The sequence below is a fragment of the Methylosinus sp. H3A genome, from assembly GCF_015709455.1.
Lineage (GTDB): Bacteria > Pseudomonadota > Alphaproteobacteria > Rhizobiales > Beijerinckiaceae > Methylosinus.
In genome coordinates this window covers 2,525,535-2,549,696 of record NZ_JADNQW010000005.1, presented here as the reverse complement: position 1 = coordinate 2,549,696, position 24,162 = coordinate 2,525,535, and the positions used below count along the sequence as shown (strand labels likewise).

The window sequence follows — 24,162 nt, the reverse complement described above, 5'->3', positions numbered from 1 at the left end:
CCCGTCAGCGCGATATCCCGCCGAGCACGCCGCGCAGCACTTCCTTCGCGATCTGTGTGCCGATGGAGCGCGCCGCCGATTGCACCGCCGAGCGCATGGCGAGCTCGCCCGTCGACATGCGCTTGGGATTCTCGCGCTTGAACAGGCCGCCGACGACGCCGCCGATCTTGCCGAGAATGCCGCCGCCGGCGCTCGCCTGCGTCGTCTGCTCCTCGGGCCGGGCGGGGCCGGCGCCCGCCGCGCTCAAATGGCCTTCGGCGCGCTTCTGCAGCACTTCGAAAGCCGATTCGCGATCGATGGGCGTGTCATATTTGCCGCGCAGCGGACTTTCCGCCAGAACGCTGGCGCGCTCCTCGGCGGTGATCGGCCCGACGCGCGCGGCGGGCGGCGCGATCAGCACGCGATCGACGATCTCCGGCTTGCCCTTGGCGTCGAGCATGGAGACGAGCGCCTCGCCGACAGAGAGCTGCATGATCGCCTCCGCCGTGTCGAAGGCTGGGTTTTGCCGGAATGTTTCCGCCGCCGCGCGCACGGCTTTTTGGTCGCGCGGGGTGAAGGCGCGCAACGCATGCTGCACGCGATTGCCGAGCTGGCCGAGCACACTGTCCGGCACGTCCAACGGATTTTGCGTTACGAAATAGACGCCGACGCCCTTGGAGCGGATGAGCCGCACCACTTGCTCGATCGCCGTCAGCAGCGGCTTGGGCGCGTCGTCGAAGAGAAGATGCGCCTCGTCGAAGAAGAAGACGAGCTTGGGCTTGTCGAGATCGCCGACCTCCGGCAGCTGCTCGAACAGCTCCGATAGGAGCCAGAGCAGGAAAGTGGCGTAGAGCCGCGGCGAGCGCATGAGTCTATCGGCGGCGAGTATGTTGATGACGCCGCGGCCATCGCGGTCGACGCGCAGAAAATCGGAAATGTCGAGCGCCGGCTCGCCGAAGAAATTCTCCGCCCCTTGGGCTTCCAGCACCAAAAGCTGACGCTGGATCGCGCCCACCGTCGCCGGCGCGACATTGCCGTATTTCGTCTTCAATCGGCCGGCATTGTCGGCGACATAAGTCAGCGCGGCGCGCAGATCCTTGAGGTCCAGCAGCAAGAGGCCCTGTTCGTCGGCGACGCGGAACGTCACATTGAGAACGCCCTCTTGAACATCGTTGAGCTCGAGCAGGCGCGCCAGCAGCAGCGGCCCCATCTCGGAAATGGTGGCGCGCACCGGATGCCCCTGCTCGCCGAAGAGATCCCAGAAGTCGACGGGAAAACGATCCGCCACATAGGCGAGCCCGATCTCGAGCGCGCGATCGACGAAAGCCTGGCGCGGCTCGCCCGGCTGCGACAATCCGGCGAGATCCCCTTTCACATCGGCGAGGAACACGGCGGTCCCCGCATTGGAGAAACCTTCGGCCAGCTTCTGCAGCGTCACCGTCTTGCCGCCGCCGGTCGCGCCGGCGATGAGCCCATGGCGATTGCCGACGGAAAGGGTCAAGTAACTATAGACGCCGTCAGTGTTCGCGCCGACGAGGATTTTTCCGGGGCTGGCGTTCGGATCGTCAGTCATGTTCTCGTGCCTGCGCTCATTGAGAGAATCGACGAGCGGCCATTATATAACCAGCCGTCGTCGAAGCGGGTGTTTTCGTACGGCTTGCTGCGGCGCGGCGCCGCGGCCTTCGCATCCTTCCGCGGCGACGCTTGGCGAACGCCCTTCCGCAGGCTAAGTTCTGAACCACTAGAGAGGAGCGTCGAACGCAATCGCACGCCCGGTCGCGGCCGCGCAGAAGGGCAGGCTTTCTCTCCGAGGCCGCCGAGCTCGCAGCAGGATCTGGAAATCGCCGATGATCGCGACGCCTCGCGACTCCCTCGGCTGCGGCGATGAACGAGAAGCGACGCCATATCTTCGGGAAGAAAACGCATGTCCAAGAGTTACGCCAAGAGTTCGCAAAAGGGTCGCGCCAAGGGCGGCAATATTCCCAAGCTGCCTCTCTTCGCGATCGGCGGTGTCTTCCTCGCGGCCTTCGCCGCGCTGGTCGTCTTCACCAGCCTGAAGCCGCCGCCGCCGCCCGCCTCTGCCATCGGTGGTCCGTTCCAGCTCGTCGCGCACAACGGCCAGACGGTCACCGAGAAGGATTTTCTCGGCCGGCCGTTCCTGGTTTTCTTCGGCTACACGCATTGCCCGGACATCTGCCACACCACTTTGTTCGAAATATCCGAGATCCTGCGCTCGCTCGGACCAAAGGCCAACGCCGGCGCCATGTTCGTGACCGTCGATCCAGAGCGCGACACGCCCGCCGTGCTCAAGGACTATCTCTCCAATTTCGATCCGCGCATCATCGGCGTCTCCGGCGAGCGGGCCGCGCTCGATCCCGTGCTGAAGGAATATCGCATCTACGCCAAAAAGGCGGCGGACAGCGGCGAAGACTATGCGGTCGATCATACGACCGTCGTCTATCTGATGGACAAAAGCGGCCGCTTCGTCAGCTCCTTCAATGTCGGACGCAAGCCCGCCGAGGCCGCGCGCGAGCTCGAACGCTATATGTGACGCGCGACGCCGAGACACAGCGACGCAGAGACGACACACTCGACATTTTTTTGCGTAAGTCGCGCACTTCCCTGTCGCGACTCGGCATGGCTTTGCGTTAGCATCACGCCATGCTTCGTCTCCGACGCGACGGACTCGCAAAGACCGCGGGCTCCACAGCCATAACAGTCACTCACGCCGGCGAGACGCTCGTCGTCTCGCTGCGGCGTCTCGGCAGCGCCCGTCGCTTCACGCTGCGCGTTCGATTCGCGGCGCGCGACGCCGTGCTCACAATGCCGACGCGCGCCTCTTTGCGCGAGGCGCGCGAATTCACCGAACGTCACGCCGCCTGGATCGCCGCGCGCCTCGGCCGGCTGCCGGAGACGATTCCCTTCCGCGACGGCGCCGTCGTGCCTCTGCGCGGCGTCGACCATTCGATCGCGCATCGCCCCGGCGCGCGCGGAACCGTATGGATCGAGACGCGTTCTTCTCTGGACTCGTCGCAATGCGCGGGTTTCGATCTCTGCGTCGCCGGCGCGCAGGAACATGTTCATCGCCGCGTCGTCGACTTTCTGAAACGCGAGGCGCGCCGCGATCTGGAAGAGGCGGTGGAGCGCCATACGCGCACGCTCGGCCTCACCGCGCGCAGCGTCGGTCTGCGCGACACGGTGAGCCGCTGGGGCTCCTGCTCGGCGACAGGCTCGCTGAATTTCTCCTGGCGGCTGGTGATGGCGCCGCCTTTCGTGCTCGACTATCTCGCCGCGCATGAGGTCGCCCATCTCGAATATCTCGATCACTCCGATCGCTTCTGGGCGCTGGCGCGACGCCTATGCGCCGAGACGGACCGCGCCGAGATATGGCTCTCCGCGCATGGCGCGCATTTGCATAAATTCGGCGTGGCCGAATAGCCGCGGCGACTTTTTCCTATATCTCGCTCCCATGACTCGCTCCTATGACTCGCTCCCCTTGCGCGAATCGCGAAGGGCGCGCCCGTCATCGGCGCGTCGCGGTCGTCTGGTTTCTGAATCGTTAAAAATTTCTCCCCTACCGAATCGCGCCGTTCCGCGGCGCACAAAAATGCGCTATAAAAGAGACAAAGCTCCCTTCTTCGGTAGTCGCTCATCGAGGTGGCGCGTATGGCCGACGTGATCTTCTACGAAAAACCCGGTTGCTCTGGAAACGCGCGCCAGAAGGCGCTGCTGCTCGCCTCCGGCCATGCGCTCCAGGTGCGGAACCTTCTCTCCGAGCCCTGGAGCGTCTCCAGCCTGCGCCCTTATTTCGGCGAGACGCCGGTGCGCGAATGGTTCAATCTCGCGGCGCCGCGGGTCAAATCCGGCGAGATCGACATCGACAAGATCACGCCGCAGGCGGCGCTGGTCATGATGATCATCGACCCGATATTGATCCGCAGGCCGCTCATCAAGGTCGGCGGCCGCTGCGAGGCGGGCTTCGATCCGGAGCGGATCGGCGCCTGGATCGGCCTGCAGCCGACCGAAAAGCGGGTGACCGACACCTGCGTGCGGGCGGAAGCCGCGGCGCTGCGCGCCGAGAGCGAGACCGGGACCGCGCCCGCGGTCGACTGAAGCATCGACGGCGCGTGGCTGAGCGAAGGTCCGAGGAGATCGTGATGCTGTTCCGGCGCGATGGCGCGGCCTCCGGCTCTCCTTGCGGAATGTATTTCGAGACTTTGCTCGAGCGCTGCCGGGCGATGCGGCCCATTCGCATCGGCGTCGTGCATCCTTGCGACGCCGTCTCCGTCCAAGGCGCGCTGGCGGCGCGGGACCAGGGCCTCATCACGCCGGTTCTGGTCGGTCCCCGCGCCAAGATCATGGCCGCCGCCGCTGCTTCGGGCCTGTCGCTCGACGGCGTCGAGATCGTCGACGCGCCCCATAGCCACGCCGCCGCCGACGAGGCCGTCGCGCTCGTGCGTCGTGGCGAGCTCGAGGCGCTGATGAAAGGCTCGCTCCACACCGACGAGGTGATGGGCGCCGTCGTGCGCGAGGGGACGGGCCTGCGCACCGAGCGGCGCATCAGCCATGTCTTCGTGCTCGACGTGCCCAATTACTGCAAGCCGCTGCTCGTCACCGACGCCGCGATCAATATTGCGCCGACCCTCACCGAGAAGCGCGACATCGCCCAGAACGCCATAGATCTCGCTCATGCGCTCGGCATAGAGCGGCCCAAGCTCGCGGTGCTCTCGGCGATCGAGACCGTCGACGCCAAGATCCCCTCGACCATCGACGCCGCCGCGCTGTGCAAAATGGCCGATCGCGGCCAGATCACAGGCGCCGATGTCGACGGGCCGCTCGCCTTCGACAACGCCATCTCGCCGGAGGCGGCCAAGGCGAAAGGCATTGTCTCGAGCGTCGCCGGCGACGCCGACATTCTTCTCGTCCCCGATCTCGAGGCCGGCAATATTCTCGCCAAGCAGCTCGTCTATCTCGCCGATGCGGAGGACGCGGGGATCGTCCTCGGCGCGCGCGCGCCCATCGTGCTGACGAGTCGCGCCGACGGCGTGCGCGCCCGCATCGTCTCTTGCGCTCTGGCGCAGCTCTTCGCCCATCGCATCGTGGAGATCGCGTGAGCGGCCTTTCTGCGACGACGGTCGTGCTGGCGCTCAACGCCGGCTCCTCGAGCCTCAAATTCGCGCTCTATGACGCGGCGACGCTCGCGCCACTGTGCCGCGGCGGCGTCACCGAGATAAAAGAAAAAGACCAGCCCGCGCGTTTCTCGGTGAAGGGCGAGGCGGCTGCGGCGCTCTGCGCAGGCGCCGGCCCCGCGCCGGATGTCGATCATGAAGGCGCGGCGCGCTGGCTGATCGAGGCGATCGGCGAAAGACTTGCGGAGCTTCCCATTGCGGCCGTGGGTCACAGGGTCGTTCATGGCGGCGCGGAGTTCGACCGCCCGGTCCTGGTGACGCCTGAAATTTTGAAGCGGCTGGAGGCGCTCTCGCCGCTCGCGCCGAGCCATCAGCCGCATAATCTCGCGCCGATCCGCAGCCTGCTCGAAAGCGCCCCGCAACTGCCGCAGATCGCTTGTTTCGACACGGCCTTCCATCGCACGCAGCCGCGTCTGGCGCAGCTGTTTCCGCTGCCGCGCGAATTCGCCGAGCGCGGCGTGCTGCGCTATGGTTTCCACGGCCTCTCCTACCAATTCATCGCCGAGGAGCTGCGCCGCCTCGGCGTCGCGCGCGCGCAGGGGCGGACCATCGTCGCGCATCTCGGCCATGGCGCGAGCCTTTGCGCGATGTGCAATCTCGAGAGCGTCGCGACGACAATGGGCTTCACCGCGCTCGACGGACTGATGATGGGCAGCCGCAGCGGCGCGATCGATCCCGGCCTGCTGCTGCATCTCGTCATGCAGGAAGGCTATTCGCCCAAAGACGTCCATGCTCTGCTCTATGAGCGATCGGGCCTTCTCGGCGTCTCGGGGATCAGCGACGATCTGCGCGCGCTGGAGGAGAACGCCTCGCCCGCCGCCGAGGAGGCGATGGCGCTCTTCGCCTATCGCGCCGCGCGTGAGATCGGCTCGCTCGCGAGCGCGCTGAACGGGCTCGATCTTCTCGTCTTCACGGCCGGAGTCGGCGAGAATTCGCCCGCCATGCGCGCGCGCATATGCGCCTATCTCGGCTTTCTCGGCCTCGCGCTCGATGAGGAAGCGAACGCCCGCAACGCGCTCGCCATCGGCGCGCCCTCGAGCCGCGCCGAGACGATGGTCGTCCCGACCAATGAGGAAGCGGTGATCGCGCAGGCCGCTCGAGCGCTCCTGCACATCGGCTGAGGGCGCCGAAATGTCGAAGACCGCACAGCTATTCGGCGCCCGTCGCTCATTTTGCGGGCGCGCATTCGCGCCATGCGAGATCGGCTTTTTCCACAAATCACTGAATTGTCGAGGCAAGGCTCGCCGCGCTATGCTGGCGCCCGTATTGCGTCTAATATTTCGCCGAGACGCGAGCTCTCGGCGCGGCCCAAAGAGGGGCCAAAATCAGCAACGCCGCTGTTCCGATCGAGTCGCGCATGAATGCGCGGCCTCTCGGACGGCGGCTTTTTTTGTCCGTCGCGCCCCCTCGACGGAGCGCGGCGCCGACGAGGGGCAGACAAGACAATGAGAAATTCGAAACGAAGCGAGACCGCCGCGAGCGCGAAGACCTTGGCCGTCGCCGCGGCGTTGTTCGGCGTTTGCGTCGGGGAGGCTGCGGCCGCCGACGCGCCGGGCAAGCTCGTGGCCGCGCCTGCACCCGATGTGGCCGCCACCACCCCGCCTCCGCCCGCGCCGCTCGGCGTCTTCGGCGCCGATATGCCGCCCGCCGGCAAGCTCGTCGTCTCCATCATTCCGCAATTCGCCAATCTCTCGCATACGCTGAAAGGGACGCGGCGCGTCTCGTCGGAAGAAGTGGCGGCGACGACGCCCTGGTTCGGCCATCCCACGCTGAAGCTCCGGCTCGTGCCGCAGAATGTCTCGGTCGCCTCGCAGACGCTCGCGCTCGCCTATGGCATAACGAATTACTGGTCCATCGTCGTCACCGGCGGCATGATCGAGCGCAATCTCGACATGCTGACCTTTCAAGGGCCGACGAGTCTCAACAGACTCGGGCTCAGCCATACGGGAACCGACGGCCTCGCCGATTTCACCGCCTCGACGATCTATCGCGTCTATCAGGATCCGATACACCGCATTCAGCTCAATCTCGGCGTGAGCTTCCCGACCGGAAGCACCCACGACACATTCCGCCTGCTGCTGCCCGACGGAAGCTATGCGACGAGCCGCGCCTTCTACGCATTGCAGCCGGGCGCCGGCACTTTCGACGTCATGCCCGGAATCGTCTACGCCGGCCATATCGACAAATGGTCCTGGGGTCTGTCCTATCGCGGCCGTTTTCCGCTGGCCACCAATCCAGAGGGCTATCTCTACGGCGATCTGCACGAGTTCAACGGCTGGGCCGGCTATAGCTGGATCAAGGGCCTCACCACCACATTCCGTGTCAACGCCACGACGCAGGGCGAGATTCGCGGGCTCGATCCGATGATCCGCGGCAAGGCGCAGGCGGCCAATCCCAATTTCTACGGCGGCCAGCGCGTGGAGCTGTGGGGCGGCGCGACGATCAGCGGCGCCTTCATCGGCCAGGACGCGCTCACCATTGCGCTGGAAGGGGGCATTCCGGTCTATCAGAGCCTGAACGGCCCTCAGCTCTCCAAGAATTGGCAGGCCGGCATGGCCCTGCGCTGGAAAATCTAGAGGCGCTGGCGAGAACGCCGGGCGCGGCGGCCCGGCCTCGCGCCTTCTCCACCGCCCGCGTTCTCGACATCGCCTGCCGAGCATGGCACAACCCGCCACAGAAAATGAGAGCCGTGGCGGGACGATGACGGATATAGCGGAACTGGAGACGGAGACTTTGGCGGCGATCGCGGCGGCGGCCGACGAGGCCGCGCTCGAGGCCGTGCGAGTCGGCGCGCTGGGCAAGAAGGGAAGCATCTCGGCGCTGCTGGCGACGCTCGGCAAAATGTCGCCGGACGAGCGCAAGACCGAAGGCGCGAAGATCAATGCGCTGAAGGACAAAGCCGCGGAGGCGATCGCCGCGCGTCGTGGCGTGCTGCAGACGCAAGCGCTGGAAAAGCGCCTTTCCGCCGAGACGCTCGACGTCACCCTGCCCGTGCAGGAGAGCGGCCAGGAGCAGGGACGCATTCATCCGATCTCGCAAGTGCTGGAGGAATTGACCGCCATCTTCGCCGATATGGGCTTTTCCGTCGCGGAAGGGCCGGACATCGAAAGCGACGACTATAATTTCACCAAGCTGAACTTCCCCGAGGGGCATCCCGCGCGGGAAATGCACGACACTTTCTTCTTCCCGCCCGGCGCGGACGGGAAGCGCAAGCTGCTGCGCACCCATACGAGCCCGGTGCAGGTTCGCACAATGCTGAGCAAGGCGCCGCCGATCCGCGTGATCTGCCCCGGCCGCACCTATCGCTGCGACAGCGACCAGACGCATACGCCCATGTTCCATCAGGTCGAGGGGCTCGTCATCGACGAGACGACCCATATGGGCCATTTGAAATGGGTGCTGGAGGAGTTTCTGAAGGCCTTCTTCGAGGTGAAATCGGTGAAGATGCGCTTTCGCCCGTCCTTCTTCCCCTTCACCGAGCCGTCGGCCGAAGTCGATGTGCAATGCCGCCGCAAGGATGGCGACATTCGCTTCGGCGAGGGCGAGGATTGGATGGAGATTTTGGGCTGCGGCATGGTGCATCCCAATGTGCTGCGCAATTGCGGGCTCGATCCAGACAAATATCAGGGCTTCGCCTTCGGCGTCGGCATCGACCGTCTCGCCATGCTGAAATATGGCATGTCCGATCTGCGCGCCTTCTTCGAGGCCGATGCGCGCTGGCTCACGCATTATGGATTCAGGCCGCTGGATTTCCCGACGCTGGCGGGCGGGCTCAGTGGGTGAGGCATGCCATCCCTGCTGCGATGGCGAGGCTATCGCTTCTTCTTCTACTCGGCGGATGGATGGGAGCCGCCTCATATCCATGTAGTCAAGGACGGCAAGGAAGCGAAAATCTGGCTGAACGACCTCAATCTCGCGATCAATCTCGGTTACTCCGCCAAGGAGCTGAACGAGATCATCCGAAAGACGCGCGAGGAGCGCGATATCTTTCTGGAGGCGTGGCATGACCATTTTGCAAATTGACATCGAGGATAGCCGTCCGATCGCCGCGCATTGCGACGACGATTTCTTGAATGTGACGCTCGCCGACGGCCGCGAGCTGCGCACGCCTCTGTGGTGGTATCCCCGCCTCGCGAACGCGTCGCCTTCGGCGCGCAACGTCGTCGAATTCATGCCGATGGGAATGCATTGGCCGCAGATCGATGAAGACATCAGCGTCGCCAGCATGCTGCGCGGTCAAAAAGCGCCGGGCGCAACGCCGCCCGCGCAGATCGCACGAGGCGCCTCGCGCACATGAGCTCAACGATCTATTTTGTCACCGACGTCGAGCTCGATGGACCCGATCCGTCGCGCAATTCGATGATCAGCTTCGCTTCCGCCGCGCTCGACGCCGACAGCGGCGTCGTCGGGACGTTCGAGGTCAATATCGCGCCCCTCGCGGGCCGCTCGCCCGATCCGCATACGGCCGCCTGGTGGGCGACGCAGCCGCTCGCCTATGAGGCGTCGACGCGCGATCCGCGCGCGGCCGAGGAAGCGATGATCGCCTTCGCCGATTGGGTGGAGAGCTTCGCCGGCGTCCGCGTCTTCGCCTCACGCCCACTGATGCTCGATGGCGTCTGGATCGACGAATATCTGCGCCGCTTCGCCGGCGCGCGCGTGTTCGGCGCCCCCTGGGAAGGCAGGCGGCTGTTCCATGGCGCCGGCCTCGATATCGGCAGCCTACTCATCGGCCTGTTCGGCTGGAGCTATGCGCAGGCGCATGACGTCGCGTTTCCCGCCGACTGGCTCGGCGGCCATGAGCATACGCATCGGGCGATCGACGACGCGCTCGGCTACGCCAATGTCCTACACCGCGCCTTGCGCGTCAGCGCCGCGCAGCCCAAAAAGCACGAAGACTTCCGGAACGTTCACGCATGAAACTCACACTCTCCTGGCTGAAGGACCATCTCGAGACGAGCGCCTCGCTCGAGGAGGTCGTCGAAACTCTGACGCGCATCGGCCTCGAGGTCGAGCATCTGCACGATCCCGCTGCGCAGTTGAAAGACTTCGTCATCGCGCATGTGATCGAGGCGAAGCCGCATCCCAACGCCGATCGCCTGCGCGTCTGCTCGGTCGATACGGGCGCGGGCGCGCCTGTGCAGGTCGTCTGCGGCGCGCCCAATGCGCGCACGGGATTGAAGACCGTCTTCTCGGCGCCCGGAACCTATATTCCGGCCAAGAAGATCACGCTCGGCAAGGGCGTCATTCGCGGCGTCGAATCGCTCGGCATGCTGTGCTCCGCCGCCGAGCTGGAACTCTCCAACGATCATGACGGCATCATCGAATTGCCCGAGGACGCGCCCATCGGCGCCGTCTACGCCAAATGGGCCGGGCTCGACGATCCGGTCATCGAGATCAATCTGACGCCGAACCGCCCCGACGCCGCCGGCATATTCGGCATTGCGCGCGACCTCGCCGCGGCCGGACTCGGAACGCTGAAGACGCCCACGATCGAAAAAATCGAAGGCCGCTTCCCCAATCCGCAGCGCGTCACGCTGGATTTCGCGGAGGAAGACAAGCATCTCGCGCCGCTCTTCGCGCTGCGTCTGGTGCGCGGCGTGAAGAATGGGCCGAGCCCCGCCTGGCTGCAGGATCGCCTGCGCGCCATCGGCCTGCGCCCCATCAATGCGCTCGTCGACGTCACCAATTATCTGACCTTCGACCGCGCGCGTCCGCAGCATGTCTTCGACGCGAAAAAGGTCGCCGGCGATCTTACGGTGCGCCGCGCCCGCGCCGGCGAGGAGATGCTCGCGCTCGACGGCAAGACCTATGCGCTGGACGCGGACATGGTCGTCATCGCCGACGACAAGGGCCCCGAATCGCTCGCCGGCGTCATGGGCGGCGAGCATTCCGGCTGCTCCGACGAGACGACAGACGTGCTCATCGAGACGGCGCTGTGGGATCCCGCCAACATCGCCCATACCGGCCGCAAGCTCGGCATCTCCACCGATGCGCGCTATCGTTTCGAGCGCGGCGTCGATCCTGCTTTCGCTCTGCCCGGCCTCGAGCTGGCGACGAAGCTGGTGCTGGAATTCTGCGGCGGTGAAGCGTCGGACATCGTCGTCTGCGGCTCGGCGGAATCGCCGACGCGCCAGCTGCGCTTCCCTTGGAGCGAGACGAAGCGCCTCACCGGCCTCGACGTCTCGCGCGAGGACGCGACGACGATACTGACGCGCCTCGGCTTCATTGTCGAAGCGACGCCGGACGAAGCGCTGGTGAGCGTCCCGACATGGCGCCCGGACATAGAGGGCAAGGCCGATCTCGTCGAGGAGATCGCCCGCATCATCGGCTTCGACAATATCGCCGCCGCGCCCCTGCCCCGCGCAGCAGGCGTCACCGAGCCGGTTCTCACCCTGCTGCAAAAACGCACGCGCGCGGCGCGGCGGGCGCTCGCCGCTCGCGGGCTGGTGGAGGCAGTCACCTGGTCCTTCGTCTCCAAGGAGCAGGCGCAGGCTTTCGGCGTCGCCGACGATCATCGCCTCGCGCTCGCCAATCCGATCGCCGCCGAGCTCTCCGACATGCGGCCGAGCCTGCTTCCCGGGCTCGTGACAGCCGCCGGCCGCAACGCCGCGCGCGGCTTCCCCGATGTCGCTCTGTTCGAGGTCGGACAGATTTTCCAGAGCGAGGACGAGAAGGGTCAGAAGATCGCCGCCGCAGGCCTTCGCCGCGGCCTCGCTTTGCCCGCCGGCGCGGGCCGCCATTGGTCGGCGAAGGAGCGCGCGGTGAGCGTCTTCGACGTCAAGGCCGACGCGCTCGCGCTGCTGCAGACGCTCGGCGTCGCCACCGGCGGCTTGCAGATCGTCGCCGGCGCGCCCGACTGGTATCATCCGGGCCGCTCGGGCGCGCTGCAATTCGGCCCCAAGGCGATCATCGGCCATTTCGGCGAATTGCATCCGCGCGTGCTGCAGGCGCTCGACGTCGACGGGCCGATCGCCGCTTTCGAGATCATCCTCGACGCGCTTCCGGCGCCCAAGGCGAAACCGACAAAGGCCAAGCCGAAACTGGAGCTCTCCGATCTCCAGCCGGTCTCGCGCGACTTCGCCTTTCTATTGGATCGCGCCCAGCCCGCAGGCGATCTCGTCCGCGCCGTGCAGAACGCCGATCGCGCGCTCATCACCGATGTCGCCGTCTTCGACATTTATGAGGGGCCCGGCGTGCCGGAGGGCAAGAAGTCGGTCGGCGTCGCCGTGCTGCTGCAGCCCCGCGACAAAACGCTCACCGACGCCGAACTCGAGGCGCTCGCCCACAAAATCGTCACAGAGGCGAGCAAGAAAACGGGCGCACAATTGAGAGGATGACGATGCTTCGCATGATTCGGCTCGTCTTCGTCGCTTGCCTCGCGACGGGCGCCGCGGTCGCAGAGCCGCGCAACATCGGCGAGTGCGAGCAGATACAGGCGGCGGACGCGTATAACCGCTGCCTCGCCTCCTTCGGCCCGGCCGCCCGCGCGCATAACACGCGCTCCGCTCTCTCCTTCGCTCCAGAGGAGCAGGCGGTCTCGCATAGCGGCAAGCGCTCCGGCGCCGTCGCCGAGCGGGGCCGGCGCGGGCGCCTGCGCATGATGTTCACGCCCGGGGGGCGCTGACGCCCGCGGCCGGCGAGGGAGGAGCGACCAATGGTTCGAACGCCCTCGATCGGCATCGCGCGACGCGACTTTCTCAACGGATTGCTCATCGCCGCCGGCGGCTCCGCTATTGTCGGCAGCGTTCCGACGCGGGCGCTGGCGGCGCTCGCGGGCGCGTCCTGCGACGGGCCGATCGGCCTCGATCCGCGCGCGCTGCGCGGCGGCAATCTTCCGTCGACCTTCATGGTCTCGCATTGGCTGCGCGACGAGCGCCTGCGCTTCGAGACGGGCTCCGTCACGGTCGCGCCCGGCTGCGACGAGATCGCCGGGACTTTCCCCATCATCGACGAGAGCGCGGGTTTCGACGCCATCGTCATCGGCGGCGGTCTCTCCGGCCTTTCTGCGGCCTTTCATCTGTTGCGCGAGCGGCCGCGCGCGCGCGTGGCGATCCTCGAGGCCGCCTCCCGTCTCGGCGGCAACGCCGGCCGCGACGAGGGCGCGCCGCTTCCCGGCCCCGCCTCCACCGCAGGCGCCTATGGAGCCGCGCCCGCCGCCGATTGGCTCGCGCAATTCTATCGCGCGCTTCGAGTCGACTGGCGCGCGCAGAGCATCCCCGGCCCGGAGAGCAGCTTTTATTTCGACGAATTCGCCCCCGGCGCCATCGCCGGCCGTCGCTGGAACATCGACACGTTCGAAAAGGGCTTGGCCCAGCTTCCCTATGACGCGCGCATTGTCGCCGACTTCGCCCGCGCGCGTGAAGCGATCCGCGCGCTCGGCGAAAAAGGCCTCACCGATCCGGCGGATGAGAGCGATCCGGCGCTCGACGATCTCTCGACTATCGGCCTGAGGCATTACCTCGACGAGCAACTACGCTGCGATCCGATCGTCGCGCAATTCTTCACCGCCTATACGCTCACCGCATTCGGCGGAACCGCCGAACAGGTGAACGCCCATAGCGCGCTCGCATTCCTGTCGAGCGAATTCACGCGCGGCGCCCTCTTCACTTATCCGGGCGGAACTTCGGAGATCGCACGCCGCGCTCAGCGCTTTCTGACACAGAGCGAGACGCCGCCGCGCATCGAATGCGACGCCACGGCGCTGCGGATCGATCCGCGATCCTCCAACGCGCGCGCGGGCGCGAGCGTCGTCTATTTCAAGGACGGCGGTTTTCGCCGCGTCTCTGCGAGGCAGATCATCCTCGCCGCGCCGGCGCAGAGCGCGCGCCATCTCGTCGCGCATGTCTCCGACGCCGCGCGCAAGGAGGCCTGGAGCGGGTTCCATGCCGCGCCGATCGTCACCGCCAATGTGACGCTGCGCCGCGCTGCGCCGCTGCTGGAACTCGGTCTCGGCTATAGCCAGAGCTGGTGGGGCGGACGCCATTTCGTCAATTACATCGTCGCCGATTGGATGAGCGACAAGCGCGCCGATCCCGAGCGGCAAACGACGCTCACCTTCTATGGCGGCTGCGACGCGCCGCTCGACGGTCTCGCCGAAGCGCGCATGAAGCTGATGCACACGCCCTTTTCCGATTACGAAGACTCGCTCCGCAACGATCTGTCGCGGCTGATGCGCGGCGCGGATTTCGATTTCGATCGCGATGTGCGCGCGCTCTTCCTCTATCGCTGGGGCCACAGCATGTTGCGGCCGCCGCCGGGCTTCCTCTTCGGCGCGACGCGAGACGCGAGCGGAAGGCTCGACCGCGCCCAGGCGCCACGGCGCATCGCCTGCGCGCCACTGGGGCCCGTGGTTTTCGCCGGACAACATGTCGAAGGCGCTCCATCCGTGGAGAGCGCTGTCGGCTCCGGCCGGCGCGCCGCGCTTCAGGCTCTGAAGGACCAATAATGAAAAAGCTCGCGACGGCCGCTTCCGCCATCTTCTTCACGCTCGCCTATCTCGGCGTCGCGGCGCTGGGCGCGGGCGGGGTTTCCGCCTTTCTCGTAAAGCCGCCGCTCGTCGCGCTGGCGCTCGTCACGCTGGCGCTCGCCGTCGCCGCCGCTTTCTCGCAGGGCCATCTCGGCGCCGGAGAGCGCGAGGATCGCGGCAATCGCTGGGTGCTCGCCGCTTTCGGCGTGATCGGCCTGCTCGACGCCTTCCTCCCCGCCTATACGGATCGCCTCGACATTCTCACGATCGGCGGCGACGGGCTGCGCTGGATCGGCGTCATCCTCTCTGTCATCGGCGGCGTGGTCCGTCTCTGGCCGGTGTTCGTGCTCGGGCGGCGCTTCAGCGGCCTCGTCGCCATACAGCCGGGTCACGAGCTGGTGACGACCGGCGTTTACGCCCATATCCGCAATCCGAGCTATCTCGGCCTTCTCATCGGCTTCGTCGGCTGGGCGCTCGCCTTTCGCTCCATCGTCGGCCTGCTGCTGGCAGCGGCGACGATCCCGCCGCTCGTCGCCCGCATGAAATCCGAGGAGGCGCTGCTCGCCTCCCATTTCGGCGCGACTTACGAGGCCTATCGCGCGCGCACCGCCCGGCTCGTTCCCGGCCTCTACTGAAAGCGCCTCACCAGCGCAGCACCGCGCCGCCCCAGGTCATTCCGGCGCCGATCGCCATCATGGCGATCACATCGCCTTTCTTCAGCCGGCCGGCGCGATTGGCCTCGTCCAGAGTGATCGGCATGGAGGCGCTCGACGTGTTGCCGAAGCGGGAAATATTCATCCAGCATTTCTCGAGCGGCACGCCGAGCGACGCCAGCGACGCCTCTATGATGCGGGCATTGGCCTGATGCGCGATGACGTGATCGACATCCTTCGCCTCGAGGCCGGCCATGGCCAGCGCCTCGGTGACGATTTCCGGCAATAGGCGCAGCGCGACCTTATAGACCTCGCGGCCGCGCATCTTGATCTTATGCGCCTCCCCCGGCGTCGGCCCGTCCTGACGCGGATCATAGGCGCGCGGAATGCCGAGAATGCTGGTCATGGTCCCATCGGTGCGCAGACTGGTGGAGAGCAGGCCGCGGCCTTCCTCCTCACCCGGACCGAGCACCATGGCGCCGGCGGCGTCGCCGAACAGCACGCAAGTCTCGCGATTCGTCCAATCGACGACGCGGCTCAAAGTCTCCGCCCCGACCACGAGCGCGCGTCGAACCTTGCCGGTCTTGATGAACTGATCGGCGATGGAGAGCGCATAGAGCGAGCCGGCGCAGGCGGCCGAGACATCGAAGGCGAAAGCGTTCTCGGCCCCGATCTTGGCCTGCAGAAAGGCTGCGCAGGCGGGCGTCTGGGCGTCGCCGGTCACTGTGGCGACGATGATGAGATCCAGCTCGCGCGGATCGACGCCAGCCAGCTCCAGCGCGTTTTTCGCCGCAGCGGCGGCCAAATCGGAGGTGGATTCGCCCGGCGCGGCGATGCGGCGCTCCTCGATCCCGGTGCGGCTGACGATCCAGGCCCCATTGGTCGCGACCATTTTCTCGAGGTCGGCGTTGGTCAGAACCTTCGCGGGGGCGTAGGATCCGGTTCCGAGTATGACGGTTCTGAGCAACGGCGTGCAGCCTCTTTCTTTTGACCGGGGGCGGCGGGGACGCCGCCGCATGAACCTCATGCCTAGCAGGGATTGGCGAGGCGCGAACCTTAAAACTCGTTAATCCCCAAGCCGAGCTCGAGTTTGGCCGGGCTCGCGCCGGCTCGGCTCGCGTTTTGGCGAGCTGCGCCGAGTTCTCGTTTCGATCCGCGCGCGATTGCCATGGCGCGCGCGCCATGGCAAGCCTGCGGCCATGCAGAACGTCCCCGCCGATCCGCCCGCGCCGGCCAAAGAAGCGCCGCGCGTCTCCTTCGTCTCGCTCGGCTGCCCCAAGGCGCTCGTCGACAGCGAGCGCATTCTCACGCGCCTGCGCGCCGAGGGCTATGAACTCACCCGCACCCATGCGGGGGCCGATGTCGTAGTGGTGAACACCTGCGGCTTTCTGGACAGCGCCAAGGCAGAATCGCTGGAGGCGATCGGCGCGGCGCTGAAGGAGAATGGCAAGGTCGTCGTCACCGGCTGCATGGGCGCCGAACCGCAGGCGATCACCGAGCGCTTCCCCGACGTTCTCGCGATCACCGGCCCGCAGGCCTATGAGAGCGTGGTCGAGGCCGTCCACGCCGTCGCCGCGCCGAGCCATGACCCGTTTCTCGATCTCGTGCCCGAGCAGGGCGTCAAGCTCACGCCGCGCCATTACGCCTATCTCAAAATCTCGGAAGGCTGCGACAATAGCTGCTCCTTCTGCATCATTCCGCATTTGCGCGGCTCGCTGGCCTCGCGGCCTGCGGGCGAGGTGCTGCGCGAGGCCGAGCGGCTGGTGAAGGCGGGCGTCAAGGAGCTGCTCGTCATCTCGCAGGACACCAGCGCCTATGGCCGTGATCTGCGCTATTCCGAGAGCCAATGGGGCGACCGCGCCGTGCGCGCGCGCTTCCTCGATCTCACAAAGGAACTCGGCTCACTCGGGGCCTGGGTGCGGCTACATTATGTCTATCCCTATCCGCATGTGGACGAGGTCGTCGAGCTGATGGCGCAGGGCAATATCCTGCCCTATCTCGACATTCCTTTTCAGCACGCCGCCCCTTCCGTGCTGAAGGCGATGAAGCGCCCCGCCAATGAGGAAAAGACGCTGGAGCGGATAAAGGCGTGGCGGCGCATCTGCCCCGATCTCGCGCTGCGCTCCACTTTCATCGTCGGCTTCCCCGGCGAGACGGAGGAGGATTTCGCCTATCTGCTCGATTGGCTGGAGGAGGCGGAAATCGACCGCGCCGGCGCCTTCCGCTACGAGCCCGTGGCCGGCGCGCCCGCCAATGATCTGCCGCTCGACGCCATAGCGCCCGAGGTGAAGGACCAGCGCTGGAAGCGCTTCATGGAGCGCCAGCAGAAGGTGAGCGCCCGCCTGCTGAAGCGCAAGATCGGCAAGCGCCTGCAGGTTCTGGTGGACGAGCCGGGCGGCGGCGCGACAGGCCTCGCGCGCGGACGCAGCAAATCGGACGCGCCGCAGATCGACGGAACGGTGCATATCTCTTCGCGCCGTCCGCTGCGCGCCGGCGACATTGTGACGGTGAAGATCGACCGCGCCGACGCCTATGATCTCTACGGCGCAGCGGTGTGATATATGAAGGCGAAGCCGCGCCGCGCGTCTCCTTCTCCCGTTCCGGGAGAAGGTGGCCCGGCGAAGCCGGGTCGGATGAGGGCCCCGCCCAGCGCGAAAGACGCCGCGTTGACGACAGTGTCCGCGAACCGCGACGGACCCTCATCCGACCTCGCTTCGCGAGGCCACCTTCTCCCACGAGTGGGAGAAGGAACCGCGCACGACGAGCGCTGAAAACAACAATGGGAGAGGAGCGCCGCCTATGACCGAAGAGCCCCCGAAGGACCGCATTCCGCGCTTCCTGGCCAGCCGTCAGCTGATGTTCTTCACGGCGGTCATCCTCGCCATGTGGGTGTTCGTCACCTTCTTCTTCCGCAACCCGTATCAGCAGGCGGTCGAGTTCGGCTATTACGACAGTCACCCTTATGACGAAGGCACGGTCTGGACCTATGTGCTGGTCGTCGTGCCGATGATCGGCCTAGGGGCCGCCCTGCTCTGGTGGCAGCGCCGCAGCGCCGGCAAATAATTTCGCGCTGCGCAGCGCGGTGGAAGACTGCGCGACGCGCGGTGCGTGCAGATAGACGAAAGCGGGCGGCGCGGCGTCTGCGAGCAACGGCGCCGCGCGCTCTGGCAGGCGCGCGCGAGAAAAGCGCTGCGCCGCCTTGGCGGACATCGCCCGGAAGGTCGCGCCCGGCCGATCGACGATGGCGATGGGCGTCGTCCGCGCAATCTCCTCCCAATCGCGCCAGCGGTCGAATTGCAACAGATTATCCGCGCCCATGATCCAGACGAAACGCACATGCGGACAGCGCCGATGCAGGAAGCGCAGCGTATCGGCGGTGTAGCGCGCGCCGATCTCCGCCTCGAGGCCGGTGACGAGGATGCGCGGATCACGGGCGAGCTTTCTCGCCGCTGCGATGCGCTGCGCGAGCGAAGCGAGGCCGGCGGTCTGCTTCAGCGGATTGCCGGGCGTCACCAGCCACCAGAGCCGATCGAGCGCGAGCCGCCGCAGCGCGACTTGCGAGACATGGGCGTGCCCCTCGTGCGGCGGATCGAAGGAGCCGCCGAAGAGGCCGATCCGCATCCCCGGCGCATGGGGCGGCAGGCGGATCATCGCGCGATCTTCGAATGTTCGCGCCCCTTCTCCCGTTTACGGGAGAAGGTGGCCCGGCGAAGCCGGGTCGGATGAGGGCCGCCGCGGTTTTCGGCATACGAACCGAATTGCCGCCGACGATCGCGATAATCGCCGGGGCCCTCATCCGACCTCGCTTCGCGAGGCTGCCTTCTCCCGCAAGCGGGAGAAGGATGCGCGCACGAAGATCGCGCGCTCATCCCCTCACCTGCCCGGCGCCATGCACGCGATATTTGAACGACGTCAGCTGCTCGACGCCGACCGGCCCGCGCGCATGCATGCGGCCCGTCGCTATGCCGATCTCGGCGCCGAAGCCGAACTCGCCGCCATCGGCGAATTGCGTCGAGGCGTTGTGCAGCACGATCGCCGAATCCACCTCGGCCATGAAGCGCCGCGCCACATCCTCGTTCTGCGTGATGATGCAATCGGTGTGATGCGAGCCGTAGGTTTCAATATGCGCGATCGCCGCCTCGAGCCCGTCGACGACGCGCACGGCGATGATGGCGTCGAGATATTCGGCGCGCCAATCCTCCTCGCTCGCCGGCAGCACGCGCGCGTCGGCCGCCTGCGCGGCGTCGTCGCCGCGCACTTCACAGCCGGCGTCGAGCAGCATCTTCACCAGCGGCGACAGATGTGTGGCGGCACAGGCGCGATCGACCAGCAGCGTCTCGGCGGCGCCGCAAACGCCGGTGCGGCGCAGCTTGGCGTTGAGCAAGATGCGTCTCGCCATGTCGAGATCCGCTTCCGCATGGACGAAGACATGAACAATGCCCTCGAGATGCGCGAAAACCGGCACGCGCGCCTCATGCTGCACGCGCGCGACGAGGCTCTTGCCGCCGCGCGGCACGATGACGTCGATATTGCCGTCGAGCCCGGCGAGCATGGCGCCGACGGCGGCGCGGTCGGCGATGGGCACGAGTGAGATCGCCGCCTCCGGCAGACCCGCCGCGACGAGACCGGCGACGAGACATTCATGGATCGCGCGCGAGGAGCGCAGGCTCTCCGAGCCGCCGCGCAATATGGCGGCGTTGCCGGCCTTGAGGCAGAGGGCGCCGGCGTCGGCGGTGACATTGGGCCGGCTCTCATAAATGACGCCGATGACGCCCAGCGGCGTCGCGACGCGTTCGATGAGCAGACCGTTCGGCCGCTCGAAGGAGGCGAGCAGACGGCCGACGGGATCGGGCAGATCGGCGATCTCCTCGAGGCCGCGGGCCATCGCCTCGACGCGCTGGTCGTCGAGCGTCAGCCGATCGAGGTAGGAGGCGACCGTTCCGCGGCCTCTCGCCTCCGCCACATCGAGCGCATTGGCGGCGAGCAGAGCCGGCGCGCGCCGACGCAATTCCGACGCCGCCGCGCGCAAAGCCGCATTCTTGACCTCGGCCGGAGCCAGCGCGACCGCCCGCGCCGCCTGCCGGGCGCTGCGGCCGAGCTCGGCCATCAGATCGCCCAACTCCCGCTCCCCCGTCACGACTGCTTCCGCTCGCGCCATTTTTTTCGCCTTTTCCGCTGCTCGCGATCCGCTACCATGAATCGCCCTGCGCCCGAAAGCGGGCTCGAATCGAGCAGACTTGCCTTCCGACGAGGCCTTTTGTAATACGCCTGCAACTCATATCCACGGCTCGCGGGAATTCGATCTCGAGACATCGCCCGCGGAAGGCGAAAACGGCTCGCTCTCGTTTCCCGAGCCGATCCATTCCCGGGCAAATGCCCGATGGCGCCTCTGGACGCATGCGATGCGGCGTCCCGGCGGGCGTCGGTCGGAGCGCTTCGCCGAAAGAGGTTCTTCTATGACGAAACGCGCGCTGTTGACGGGCATTACCGGGCAGGACGGAGCCTATCTCGCACAACTACTGCTCGGCAAAGGTTATGAGGTCTATGGCGTGATCCGACGCTCCTCGCATCGGGGCGTCGAGGACCATCGGCTCCGCTGGCTCGGCGTCGCCGATGACGTGCATCTGCTCGACGGCGATCTCGGCGATCTCTCGAGCCTGTTGCGCATCGTGCAGGAGGTGAAGCCGGACGAGATCTACAATCTCGCGGCACAGTCCTTCGTCGCCTCCTCCTGGCGCCAGCCGATCCTCACCGCCAACATCACCGCCGTCGCCGTCGCCAATGTGCTCGAGGCGGTGCGGCTCGGCGCTCCCGGCGCGCGCTTCTATCAGGCCTCCTCCTCCGAAATGTACGGCCTCATCCAGGAGCCGATGCAGAGCGAGAAGACGCCCTTCTATCCGCGCAGCCCCTATGCCGTCGCCAAGCTCTACGGTCATTGGATCACCGTCAACTATCGCGAGAGCTTCGGCCTGCACGCCTCCTCGGGCATTCTCTTCAATCATGAGAGCCCGCTGCGCGGCATAGAATTCGTCACCCGCAAGGTGACGGACAGCGTCGCGCGCATCAAGCTCGGCCTCGCCAAGGAGCTGCGCCTCGGCAACATAGACGCCAAGCGCGACTGGGGCCATGCGCGCGATTATGTGCGCGCCATGTGGCTGATGCTGCAGCAGGAGACGCCGGACGATTATGTGGTGGCGACCGGCGTCACCACCACTGTGCGCGACATGTGCCGCATCGCCTTCGCGCATGCCGGCCTCGACATGGAGGCGCATGTGGTGATCGACCCGAATTTCTACCGCCCGGCGGAGGTGGAAATTCTGCTCGGCGACTCCTCCAAGGCGCGCAAGGCCCTGGGCTGGGCCCCCGAGACCTCGCTCGACCAGCTGATCCGCGAAATGGTCGACGCCGATCTCGCGCGGCTGAAGCAGGAACCGAGAACTCGATGACCCAAGAAACGGCGTCCAACTCATCGGCCCGTTTCGAGCGCATATTGGTGACCGGCGGCTCCGGCTTCGTCGGGCGCTATATGCTCGAGGCGCTGGCCCGCGCCTATCCCTCCGCGCAGCGCATGTCGCTCGCGCGGGCCGGCGAGGCCGATCCCAATTCCGGCTGGAGCCCGGTGAGCTTCGATCTCCTCGATCCCGCCGATGTCGCGGCGACGATCGCCGAGTCGCGGCCCGATCTCGTCGTCCATCTCGCCGCCCAATCCTCGGCGGCGCGCTCCTTCGTCGCGGCGGAGGAGACCTGGCGCGTCAATTTCGTCGGCTCCTTCAATCTCGCCTCGGCGCTCGCGCGTCACGCGGCCGAGGCCGTCGTGATCTTCGCCTCCACCGCCGACGTCTATGGGACGAGTCTCGGCGAAGGCGCGGCGCATGAGAACATGGTCCCGCGCCCGCTCAACGCCTACGCCCGCTCCAAGGTGGCGGCGGAGACCATGTTCGCCGACTTGCTGCCGCAAACGGCGCGGCTCGTCGTGGCGCGGCCCTTCAGCCATATCGGCCCGGGGCAGGACAAGCGCTTCGCCGTCTCCTCCTTCGCCGCGCAGATCGTCGAGATCGAGCAGGGACGCGCCGAACCGCGCCTTTCGGTGGGCGATCTGTCGGTGCAGCGCGATTTTCTGGACGTGCGCGACGTCATCGACGCCTATCTCCGCCTCATCGCCGTCGCGCCCGATCTGCCTGCCCGCAATGTGTTCGACATCGCTTCGGGCGAGACGCGCTCGCTCGCGTCCCTGGTCGACAGAATGCGCGCGCTCTCGCGCCGCGATTTCGAGATCGTCGTCGATCCCGAGCGGCTGCGGCCGGCGGACATTCCGATCGCCCGTTGCGCCGCCGCCAAGCTGCGCGCGGCGACCGGCTGGAGCCCGCGCCGGACGATCGACGAGACGCTCGTCGATCTGCTCGACTATTGGCGTGCGTCCGCAGAACGGACGAAGTGACCGAAAGCGACCGCGAGCGACGTTTGGAGGAGCGGGTCCGCCTCCTCGAGCATCAGCTCGACTATCTCCGGGCGGAGCTGCTGCATCTCGTTCATGAGCGGGAAAAAAACGTCTATTCGGCCGCCTGGCTGATCTTCCGGCCGCTTCGCCGCTTCGAGGCGGCGCTCGTCGACGCCGTCTCGCCGGTCCTTCGACGCCTCTCCCGCGATGCGGCCGCTCCGGCGCTCGAGCCGTCGGCGATGGAGACGCCACCCGCGACGCATCCGACGACGCGGGCGCGACGATTGCTCGTCGATGTGACGGCTACTGCGCGACATGACGCCGGAACCGGCATACAGCGCGTCGTCAAAAAGATTACGCAGGCGCTCTATCGCGACGACGCGCTGCCCATCCCGGCCGTCGCCGTGCGCTGCGAGGGCGGGCGGCTGTTCACTTGCGAAGCCTTTGTCGCGGCGCTCGGTGGCGAGCCGGCCGGCCCTGATCGGGAGATCGAGATCGCGCCCGGCGATCGCTTCTTCATGCTCTCGGACAGCTGGAACGCTTTCGAGGAGTTCCAGCCGATCTTCGCGCGCATCCGCGCCGGCGGCGGCGAGATCGTCACCTGCGTCTTCGACCTCATCCCGGTCCTCTATCCGCACGCCTGCCATGAGGTGACGCCGCCGCGCTACGAGGCCTGGCTGCGACGGGCGCTCGTCGAGAGCGACGCATTTCTGGCCATTTCGCGCACTGTCGCCGAGCAGCTCGCCGAGTTCGTGGCCAAGGCCGGCGCGCCGCATCGGCCGGGTCTCGCGATCGGCTGGTTCCATTGCGGCTCGGACATAACCGAGGCCGCGCCGGCCGCGCCCCGCCCGGAGATCGCCGCGGCGGCCGCCGGCGGCGCGATGTTTCTGAGCGTCGGGACATTGGAGCCGCGCAAGGGCCATCGCGTCGCGCTCCGAGCTTTCGACGCGCTCTGGCGCGCGGGCCGCGACGCGCGGCTCGTCTTCGTCGGGCGGCGCGGCTGGTTCGAGGAGGCGATCGTCGCCGAAATTCGCGGCCATGCCGAATTCGGGCGGCGTCTCTTCTGGTTCGACGATGTCGGCGACGCCGAGCTCGCCTTTCTCTATGACGAGAGCGCGGCGGCGCTGGTCCCCTCCTACGCCGAAGGATTCGGTCTGCCCATCTCCGAGGCCGCGCGTCGCGGCCGGCCGGTGATCTGCAGCGATATCCCCGTGTTCCGGGAGGTCGGCGGCGCGGGCGCGGTCTATTTCCGAGTCAATGATCCGCAGGCCTTGGCGGAGCGGATCGCGGATTTTCTGGACGGCCGCGTCTCGGCCGATCCGTCCCAAGTCAGCCGCGCCTCCTGGGCGGAGGCGGCGCATCGCGTCGCGCAGGTGATCGCGACGGAGGATTGGAGCCAGAGGCTGCCCTGAACCGCATCCTGCCGGCCTCTTGCTC

General features: G+C 66.8%; 23 protein-coding genes. 19 read left to right on the top strand and 4 right to left on the bottom strand.

All coding sequences use genetic code 11. The features are described 5' to 3' along the window. Positions 1–4 precede the first annotated feature (4 nt). A complete protein-coding gene (locus tag IY145_RS14885; protein ID WP_196408923.1) occupies positions 5–1,552 on the bottom strand; it encodes a helicase HerA-like domain-containing protein in 1,548 nt (515 codons plus the stop codon). Positions 1,553–1,903: 351 nt separating this feature from the next. Here IY145_RS14885 and IY145_RS14880 point away from each other — a divergent pair, with 351 nt between their 5' ends. From IY145_RS14880 to IY145_RS14815, 14 genes are all read left to right on the top strand, one after another. Then, on the top strand, positions 1,904–2,530 hold the full coding sequence (locus tag IY145_RS14880; protein ID WP_196408922.1) for an SCO family protein: 627 nt from the start codon (positions 1,904–1,906) through the stop codon (positions 2,528–2,530). 110 nt (positions 2,531–2,640) lie between these two features. Continuing rightward, positions 2,641–3,417, top strand: a complete 777-nt coding sequence (locus IY145_RS14875) for a M48 family metallopeptidase (RefSeq protein ID WP_196408921.1) — start codon at positions 2,641–2,643, stop codon at positions 3,415–3,417. A 228-nt stretch (positions 3,418–3,645) separates the two neighbouring features. Further along, complete coding sequence (locus IY145_RS14870; protein ID WP_196408920.1) at positions 3,646–4,092, top strand: ArsC/Spx/MgsR family protein; 447 nt, start codon at positions 3,646–3,648, stop codon at positions 4,090–4,092. A 44-nt stretch (positions 4,093–4,136) separates the two neighbouring features. Beyond that, positions 4,137–5,093, top strand: a complete 957-nt coding sequence (locus IY145_RS14865) for a bifunctional enoyl-CoA hydratase/phosphate acetyltransferase (protein ID WP_196408919.1) — start codon at positions 4,137–4,139, stop codon at positions 5,091–5,093. After that, positions 5,090–6,289: an acetate/propionate family kinase gene (locus tag IY145_RS14860; RefSeq protein ID WP_312030595.1), complete on the top strand. Its 1,200-nt coding sequence runs from the start codon at positions 5,090–5,092 to the stop codon at positions 6,287–6,289. Before IY145_RS14865 ends, IY145_RS14860 begins: the two co-directional genes overlap by 4 nt. A gap of 324 nt (positions 6,290–6,613) precedes the next feature. Beyond that, positions 6,614–7,744, top strand: a complete 1,131-nt coding sequence (locus tag IY145_RS14855; protein ID WP_196408918.1) for an alpha-amylase — start codon at positions 6,614–6,616, stop codon at positions 7,742–7,744. 124 nt (positions 7,745–7,868) lie between these two features. After that, entirely contained in the window at positions 7,869–8,951 is a 1,083-nt protein-coding gene (pheS, locus tag IY145_RS14850; protein WP_196408917.1) for a phenylalanine--tRNA ligase subunit alpha, read from the top strand. Between the two features lie 3 nt (positions 8,952–8,954). Further along, complete coding sequence (locus tag IY145_RS14845; RefSeq protein ID WP_196408916.1) at positions 8,955–9,191, top strand: DUF4160 domain-containing protein; 237 nt, start codon at positions 8,955–8,957, stop codon at positions 9,189–9,191. Further along, positions 9,172–9,465 (top strand): DUF2442 domain-containing protein, encoded by a 294-nt coding sequence (locus IY145_RS14840; RefSeq protein ID WP_312030594.1) that lies wholly within the window; start codon positions 9,172–9,174, stop codon positions 9,463–9,465. The genes IY145_RS14845 and IY145_RS14840 overlap by 20 nt, the downstream gene beginning before the upstream one ends. Continuing rightward, on the top strand, positions 9,462–10,085 hold the full coding sequence (locus IY145_RS14835) for a DNA polymerase III subunit epsilon (protein ID WP_196408915.1): 624 nt from the start codon (positions 9,462–9,464) through the stop codon (positions 10,083–10,085). The genes IY145_RS14840 and IY145_RS14835 overlap by 4 nt, the downstream gene beginning before the upstream one ends. Then, positions 10,082–12,505, top strand: a complete 2,424-nt coding sequence (pheT, locus tag IY145_RS14830) for a phenylalanine--tRNA ligase subunit beta (protein ID WP_196408914.1) — start codon at positions 10,082–10,084, stop codon at positions 12,503–12,505. Before IY145_RS14835 ends, pheT begins: the two co-directional genes overlap by 4 nt. A gap of 2 nt (positions 12,506–12,507) precedes the next feature. Continuing rightward, positions 12,508–12,792, top strand: a complete 285-nt coding sequence (locus IY145_RS14825; protein ID WP_196408913.1) for a hypothetical protein — start codon at positions 12,508–12,510, stop codon at positions 12,790–12,792. Between the two features lie 30 nt (positions 12,793–12,822). Next, entirely contained in the window at positions 12,823–14,613 is a 1,791-nt protein-coding gene (locus IY145_RS14820) for an FAD-dependent oxidoreductase (RefSeq protein ID WP_196408912.1), read from the top strand. Beyond that, entirely contained in the window at positions 14,613–15,269 is a 657-nt protein-coding gene (locus IY145_RS14815; RefSeq protein WP_196408911.1) for an isoprenylcysteine carboxylmethyltransferase family protein, read from the top strand. The genes IY145_RS14820 and IY145_RS14815 overlap by 1 nt, the downstream gene beginning before the upstream one ends. Positions 15,270–15,276: 7 nt before the next feature. Here the strand turns inward: IY145_RS14815 and IY145_RS14810 are convergent, their stop codons facing one another. Continuing rightward, entirely contained in the window at positions 15,277–16,254 is a 978-nt protein-coding gene (locus IY145_RS14810) for a beta-ketoacyl-ACP synthase III (protein WP_196408910.1), read from the bottom strand. 232 nt (positions 16,255–16,486) lie between these two features. Here IY145_RS14810 and rimO point away from each other — a divergent pair, with 232 nt between their 5' ends. Both rimO and IY145_RS14800 read left to right on the top strand, forming a co-directional pair. Then, positions 16,487–17,845: a 30S ribosomal protein S12 methylthiotransferase RimO gene (rimO, locus tag IY145_RS14805; protein ID WP_196408909.1), complete on the top strand. Its 1,359-nt coding sequence runs from the start codon at positions 16,487–16,489 to the stop codon at positions 17,843–17,845. A 241-nt stretch (positions 17,846–18,086) separates the two neighbouring features. Beyond that, positions 18,087–18,350, top strand: a complete 264-nt coding sequence (locus tag IY145_RS14800; RefSeq protein ID WP_196408908.1) for a hypothetical protein — start codon at positions 18,087–18,089, stop codon at positions 18,348–18,350. On the opposite strand, the gene IY145_RS14795 is transcribed toward IY145_RS14800, so the two are convergent. Together IY145_RS14795 and IY145_RS14790 are read right to left on the bottom strand one after the other, a co-directional pair. Beyond that, positions 18,303–18,938 carry a nicotinate-nucleotide adenylyltransferase gene (locus IY145_RS14795; protein ID WP_196408907.1) on the bottom strand — a complete coding sequence of 212 codons (636 nt, stop codon included), beginning with the start codon at positions 18,936–18,938 and terminating at the stop codon, positions 18,303–18,305. The genes IY145_RS14800 and IY145_RS14795 overlap by 48 nt on opposite strands. A 214-nt stretch (positions 18,939–19,152) precedes the next feature. Then, the gene (locus IY145_RS14790) at positions 19,153–20,445 is read right to left on the bottom strand and encodes a glutamate-5-semialdehyde dehydrogenase (RefSeq protein WP_196408906.1); all 1,293 of its coding nucleotides are present in this window, start codon (positions 20,443–20,445) and stop codon (positions 19,153–19,155) included. A gap of 298 nt (positions 20,446–20,743) precedes the next feature. Between IY145_RS14790 and gmd the strand changes: the two genes are divergently transcribed. The 3 genes from gmd to IY145_RS14775 are packed head-to-tail and all read left to right on the top strand — an operon-like array spanning position 20,744 to position 24,137. Beyond that, on the top strand, positions 20,744–21,733 hold the full coding sequence (gene gmd, locus IY145_RS14785; protein WP_196408905.1) for a GDP-mannose 4,6-dehydratase: 990 nt from the start codon (positions 20,744–20,746) through the stop codon (positions 21,731–21,733). Continuing rightward, positions 21,730–22,725 (top strand): NAD-dependent epimerase/dehydratase family protein, encoded by a 996-nt coding sequence (locus IY145_RS14780; RefSeq protein WP_196408904.1) that lies wholly within the window; start codon positions 21,730–21,732, stop codon positions 22,723–22,725. Before gmd ends, IY145_RS14780 begins: the two co-directional genes overlap by 4 nt. After that, positions 22,722–24,137 carry a glycosyltransferase family 1 protein gene (locus IY145_RS14775; RefSeq protein WP_312030593.1) on the top strand — a complete coding sequence of 472 codons (1,416 nt, stop codon included), beginning with the start codon at positions 22,722–22,724 and terminating at the stop codon, positions 24,135–24,137. The genes IY145_RS14780 and IY145_RS14775 overlap by 4 nt, the downstream gene beginning before the upstream one ends. Positions 24,138–24,162 lie beyond the last annotated feature (25 nt).

Coding starts and splice junctions, on each gene's coding strand:
- IY145_RS14845 (WP_196408916.1), top strand. CDS start 8,955: ATGCCATCCCTGCTGCGATGGCGAGGCTATCGCTTCTTCTTCTACTCG.
- IY145_RS14815 (WP_196408911.1), top strand. CDS start 14,613: ATGAAAAAGCTCGCGACGGCCGCTTCCGCCATCTTCTTCACGCTCGCC.
- IY145_RS14800 (WP_196408908.1), top strand. CDS start 18,087: ATGACCGAAGAGCCCCCGAAGGACCGCATTCCGCGCTTCCTGGCCAGC.
- IY145_RS14865 (WP_196408919.1), top strand. CDS start 4,137: ATGCTGTTCCGGCGCGATGGCGCGGCCTCCGGCTCTCCTTGCGGAATG.
- IY145_RS14790 (WP_196408906.1), bottom strand. CDS start 20,445: ATGGCGCGAGCGGAAGCAGTCGTGACGGGGGAGCGGGAGTTGGGCGAT.
- gmd (WP_196408905.1), top strand. CDS start 20,744: ATGACGAAACGCGCGCTGTTGACGGGCATTACCGGGCAGGACGGAGCC.
- pheT (WP_196408914.1), top strand. CDS start 10,082: ATGAAACTCACACTCTCCTGGCTGAAGGACCATCTCGAGACGAGCGCC.
- pheS (WP_196408917.1), top strand. CDS start 7,869: ATGACGGATATAGCGGAACTGGAGACGGAGACTTTGGCGGCGATCGCG.
- IY145_RS14820 (WP_196408912.1), top strand. CDS start 12,823: ATGGTTCGAACGCCCTCGATCGGCATCGCGCGACGCGACTTTCTCAAC.
- IY145_RS14880 (WP_196408922.1), top strand. CDS start 1,904: ATGTCCAAGAGTTACGCCAAGAGTTCGCAAAAGGGTCGCGCCAAGGGC.
- IY145_RS14825 (WP_196408913.1), top strand. CDS start 12,508: ATGCTTCGCATGATTCGGCTCGTCTTCGTCGCTTGCCTCGCGACGGGC.
- IY145_RS14885 (WP_196408923.1), bottom strand. CDS start 1,552: ATGACTGACGATCCGAACGCCAGCCCCGGAAAAATCCTCGTCGGCGCG.
- IY145_RS14780 (WP_196408904.1), top strand. CDS start 21,730: ATGACCCAAGAAACGGCGTCCAACTCATCGGCCCGTTTCGAGCGCATA.
- IY145_RS14835 (WP_196408915.1), top strand. CDS start 9,462: ATGAGCTCAACGATCTATTTTGTCACCGACGTCGAGCTCGATGGACCC.
- IY145_RS14855 (WP_196408918.1), top strand. CDS start 6,614: ATGAGAAATTCGAAACGAAGCGAGACCGCCGCGAGCGCGAAGACCTTG.
- IY145_RS14870 (WP_196408920.1), top strand. CDS start 3,646: ATGGCCGACGTGATCTTCTACGAAAAACCCGGTTGCTCTGGAAACGCG.
- IY145_RS14840 (WP_312030594.1), top strand. CDS start 9,172: ATGACCATTTTGCAAATTGACATCGAGGATAGCCGTCCGATCGCCGCG.
- IY145_RS14875 (WP_196408921.1), top strand. CDS start 2,641: ATGCTTCGTCTCCGACGCGACGGACTCGCAAAGACCGCGGGCTCCACA.
- IY145_RS14795 (WP_196408907.1), bottom strand. CDS start 18,938: ATGATCCGCCTGCCGCCCCATGCGCCGGGGATGCGGATCGGCCTCTTC.
- rimO (WP_196408909.1), top strand. CDS start 16,487: ATGCAGAACGTCCCCGCCGATCCGCCCGCGCCGGCCAAAGAAGCGCCG.